This is a genomic window from Mesorhizobium sp. M1E.F.Ca.ET.041.01.1.1, from assembly GCF_003997355.1.
Taxonomy (GTDB): Bacteria; Pseudomonadota; Alphaproteobacteria; order Rhizobiales; family Rhizobiaceae; genus Mesorhizobium.
Map to the genome: position 1 here is coordinate 1 of NZ_RZSL01000542.1, position 4,056 is coordinate 4,056.

Here is a 4,056-nt window from a genome sequence, read left to right on the forward strand (position 1 = left end):
GTGCATGTGCTCGGCGTCAAGCGCGACGAGGCGATCGCCCAGGCCGAGAAGCTGCTTGCCCGCGTCGGGCTGGCGGAGAAGCGCGACGTGTATCCGGCGTTCCTCTCGGGCGGCCAGCAGCAGCGCGCCGCGATCGCGCGCGCGCTGGCGATCAATCCGCGCGTCATGCTGTTCGACGAACCGACCTCGGCGCTCGATCCGGAGCTGGTCGGCGAGGTGCTGAAGGTGATCGGCGACCTGGCGCGCGAGGGGCGCACCATGGTGCTGGTGACGCATGAAATGAAGTTCGCCCGCGAGGTCGCGACGCATGTCGTCTACCTCTACAACGGGCTGGTCGAGGAGGAAGGCCCGCCGGAACAATTGTTCGGCGCGCCCAAATCCGAAAGGCTCAAGCAATTCCTCCGCAACGTCGGCTAGGGCCGGCGTCAAGCGGGGCGAAAAACCGGGAACAACAACAAACTGGGAGTCCTGAAATGAAGACTGTTCTCAAGACCTTCGCCGCGGCGCTGCTCTTCGGCGTCGCTGCGATGGGCGCGGCCAAGGCCGATCAGGTCAAGATCGGCGTCGCCGCCGAGCCTTATCCGCCCTTCACCTCGCCGGATGCGACGGGCAAGTGGGTCGGCTGGGAGATCGAATTCATCGACGCCGTCTGCGCCGAGGAGAAGCTCGACTGCGTCATCACGCCCGTTGCCTGGGACGGCATCATTCCGGCGCTGACCACCAAGAAGATCGACCTCATCGTCTCCTCGATGTCGATCACCGACGAGCGCAAGAAGACGATCGACTTCTCGGACAAGTATTACAACACGCCGACGGCGATCATCGGGCCGAAGGACCAGAAGTTCGGCGCCACACCGGATGACCTCAAGGGCAAGGTTATCGGCGTCCAGGTCTCGACGGTGCATGCCGTCTACGCCAAGAAGCACTTCACCGGAGCGCAGGAGATCAAGGAATACCAGACCCAGGACGAAGCCAACAATGATCTTGCCGCCGGCCGTCTCGATGCGGTGCAGGCCGACTCCATCGCGCTTGGCGAATTCCTCAAGACCGATCAGGGCAAGGCCTGCTGCGATCTCAAGGGCATGGTCGCTCCGGACGACGAAGTGCTCGGGCCGGGCGTCGGCGCCGGCGTGCGCAAGGAAGACACCGATCTGAAGGAAAAGGTCAACGCCGGCATCAAGGCGATCCGCGCCAACGGCAAGTATGACGAGATCTCGAAGAAATACTTCGACTTCGACATCTACGGCGGCGCAACGCAGTCGAACTGACGACTTCTCGCCCATGAGTTAGGGGCATGGCGTCATTGCCGTGCCCCTAAGCCCAATCTTCCACGCGCGCTTGCCGCTGGCCGCTACGGCCAGCGACGAAGCCAGCAATTCGGGGGCGAAGCTGATCGACGCCTTTCTTCCGGCCTCGGCGGCCGGTATTTTCGAACTCCTGTCGCCCGTGGCGCCCGGCTGGGGTGGCACCTTGCTGGTCGGATTCCTGCATTCGATCGAGATCGCCATCGGCGCCACCTGCCTCGGCCTGCTGATCGGCACCGGCGGCGCCTGGGGCAAGCTCTATGGCGGGCCGGTGGCACGCGACCTGCTGGCCATCTATACGACCGTGGTGCGTGCCGTGCCGGAACTGGTGCTGATCCTGCTGCTCTATTATGCCGGCACCGACCTGATCAACCAGGTGCTGGCGGCAATGGGCTATCAGCGCATCGACATCAGCGGCCTGGCGGCCGGCATCTTCGTCCTCGGTGTCGTTCAGGGCGCCTATTCGACAGAAGTCATCCGCGGCGCCATCCTGTCCATCCCGCAGGGCCAGATCGAGGCGGCCCGGGCCTATGGCATGCCGCCCGGCCTGATGCTGAGGCGCATAACGCTGCCGGCAATGCTGCCCTTCGCCATACCGGGCCTCGCCAATCTCTGGCTGATCGCCACCAAGGACACAGCGCTGCTTGCCGTCGTCGGCTTCTTCGAACTGACGCTTGCGACGCGGCAGGCGGCCGGCGTCACCAAGGCCTATCTGTTGTTCTTTGTCGCGGCTGGCGTGCTCTACCTGGCGCTGACGCTGTTCTCCAACCTGATCATCGGCCGCATCGAGATGCGGTCGCGGCGCGGCATGCCTTCCGTCAAGGAGGCACGCTGATGACTGGAGAGACCGCCGTCATCAACGTCGCGGCCCGTGCCTCGCTGTGGCTTCAGCCGCACCGCATCGTGCTGATCCTGATCGCCCTGGCGCTGGTCTTCTGCGCGGCCTTCTTCATGCGCTGGGACTGGCTGCCGCAATATTGGCAAATGGGGCTGCTCGGCATCTGGCGGTCGCTTTGGATCCTCGTCGTCACCTGCGCGCTGGGCTTCCTGCTCGCGGTGCCGCTCGGGCTGGCGCAGGCCGGCGGGCCGTTCTGGTTTGCCGTGCCGGCCAAGGTTTTCTGCACCATCATCCGCGGCACGCCGCTGCTCCTGCAGCTCTGGCTGCTCTATTACGGGCTGGGCTCGCTGTTCCCGCAATATCCGTGGATCCGCGGGTCCTGGATGTGGCCATATCTCAGGCAAGCCTGGCCCTATGGCGTGGTGGCGCTGACCATGTCCTTCGCCGGCTATGAGGGCGAGGTGATGCGCGGCGCCTTCGCCGGCGTGCCGAAAGGCCAGTTGGAAGCGGCCCGCGCCTTCGGCATGAGCCGCTTCAAGATCTTCCGCCGCATCTGGCTGCCGCAGGCCTTCTACCGCGCGCTGCCGACGCTGACCGGCGAAACCGTGCTGCAGCTGAAGTCGACGCCGCTGGTGGCGACAATCAGCGTCATCGACATCTTCGCCGTCTCGTCCAAGGTGCGGCAGGACACCTACCTGACCTACGAACCGTTGCTGCTGCTGGCGCTGATCTACATGACCATCACCGGCATCCTCGTCCTGATCTTCAGCAGGATCGAGGCGCGGATTCCGGTCAAGATCGGGTAGTGAATGGTGAATAGTGAATAGCGAGTAGTGGGCTGCTCGGTGGTTTTGTCCTACTGACTATTCCCCACTTCCTACTCACTGAGGAGCAGCCCTAATGCAACTCACCCTCGACCAGGCAAAAGGACTGTGCCGGATGGCGGCGCTCGGCGCCGGCGCCAATGAGGAGGCGACGCAGTCGCTGGTCGCCTCGATCATAGCGGCGGAGGCAGAGGGGCTGTCGTCGGTCGGCCTGTCGCATTTCATCGACTATCTGGAAGCGATCGAGGCCGGCCGCATCGACGGCAATGCCGATCCGGTCATCACCCGGCCGGCGCTGGCCGTCTACCTCTCCGATGCTCGGGGCGGGCTGGCCCATACCGGCTTCGACCGCACGATCGAGGATCTCGCCAAGGCGGCAAGGCTGTTCGGCGTTGCCATCTTCTCGCAGAAGAACGCCTATACCTGCGGCGCGCTCGGCTATTTCACCGGGCGGCTGGCCGGACAGGGGCTGGTCTCCTTCGCCGCCACCAACGGGCCGGCGGTGCTCGCAGGCTCAGGCTCGGTCAAGCCGGTCTACTGCACCAACCCGATGTCCTTTGCAGCACCGGCCGCCGACGGACCGCCTCTGGTCATCGACCAGTCGTCGAGCGCTACCGCCTTCGTCAACATCCGCAAGGCCGCGGAAGACGGCAAGAAGATCCCCGAGGGCTGGGCACTGGACGCAAGCGGCAACCCGACCACCGATCCGGCGGCGGCGATGAAGGGCGCGATGCTCGCCTTCGGCGGCCAGCGCGGCGCCAACATCGCCTTGATGGTCGAGGTGCTGGCGGCAGGCATTTCCGGCGCCAATTGGTCGCTCGACGCGCCATGGTTCTCCGGCGGGCCGGACAGTCCCGGAACCGGGCTTTTCGTTTTAGCCATCGAGCCCAAGCTGCTCGACCCGGACTTCGAACAGCGCATGAAGGGGCAACTCGACCGGCTGCGGCGGCGCTACGGCGTGCACATCCCCGGCCGCGCCCGCGCCGAGGCCGCGGAAAAGGCGACGGCGCGCGGCTTCGACGTTCCGAAAGCGGTCGTGCAGCGCATTTCCGAATTCGCCGAACGCTACTCGGCCTGACCAAGGCACACT

Annotated in this window: 5 protein-coding genes; all 5 read left to right on the forward strand. The window is 65.1% G+C overall.

The features are described from left to right. On the forward strand, positions 1–417 hold a 417-nt coding region (locus EOA38_RS29745; RefSeq protein ID WP_127300922.1), incomplete at its 5' end, for an ATP-binding cassette domain-containing protein. 56 nt (positions 418–473) lie between these two features. Next, positions 474–1,268 carry a transporter substrate-binding domain-containing protein gene (locus tag EOA38_RS29750; RefSeq protein WP_126090593.1) on the forward strand — a complete coding sequence of 265 codons (795 nt, stop codon included), beginning with the start codon at positions 474–476 and terminating at the stop codon, positions 1,266–1,268. A gap of 205 nt (positions 1,269–1,473) precedes the next feature. Beyond that, on the forward strand, positions 1,474–2,139 hold the full coding sequence (locus tag EOA38_RS29755; RefSeq protein WP_189350600.1) for an ABC transporter permease subunit: 666 nt from the start codon (positions 1,474–1,476) through the stop codon (positions 2,137–2,139). Beyond that, positions 2,139–2,948, forward strand: a complete 810-nt coding sequence (locus EOA38_RS29760; protein ID WP_126090595.1) for an ABC transporter permease — start codon at positions 2,139–2,141, stop codon at positions 2,946–2,948. The genes EOA38_RS29755 and EOA38_RS29760 overlap by 1 nt, the downstream gene beginning before the upstream one ends. Positions 2,949–3,042: 94 nt before the next feature. Continuing rightward, positions 3,043–4,044 carry an Ldh family oxidoreductase gene (locus EOA38_RS29765; protein WP_127300924.1) on the forward strand — a complete coding sequence of 334 codons (1,002 nt, stop codon included), beginning with the start codon at positions 3,043–3,045 and terminating at the stop codon, positions 4,042–4,044. Positions 4,045–4,056: the final 12 nt, after the last annotated feature.

Coding starts and splice junctions, on each gene's coding strand:
- EOA38_RS29750 (WP_126090593.1), top strand. CDS start 474: ATGAAGACTGTTCTCAAGACCTTCGCCGCGGCGCTGCTCTTCGGCGTC.
- EOA38_RS29765 (WP_127300924.1), top strand. CDS start 3,043: ATGCAACTCACCCTCGACCAGGCAAAAGGACTGTGCCGGATGGCGGCG.
- EOA38_RS29760 (WP_126090595.1), top strand. CDS start 2,139: ATGACTGGAGAGACCGCCGTCATCAACGTCGCGGCCCGTGCCTCGCTG.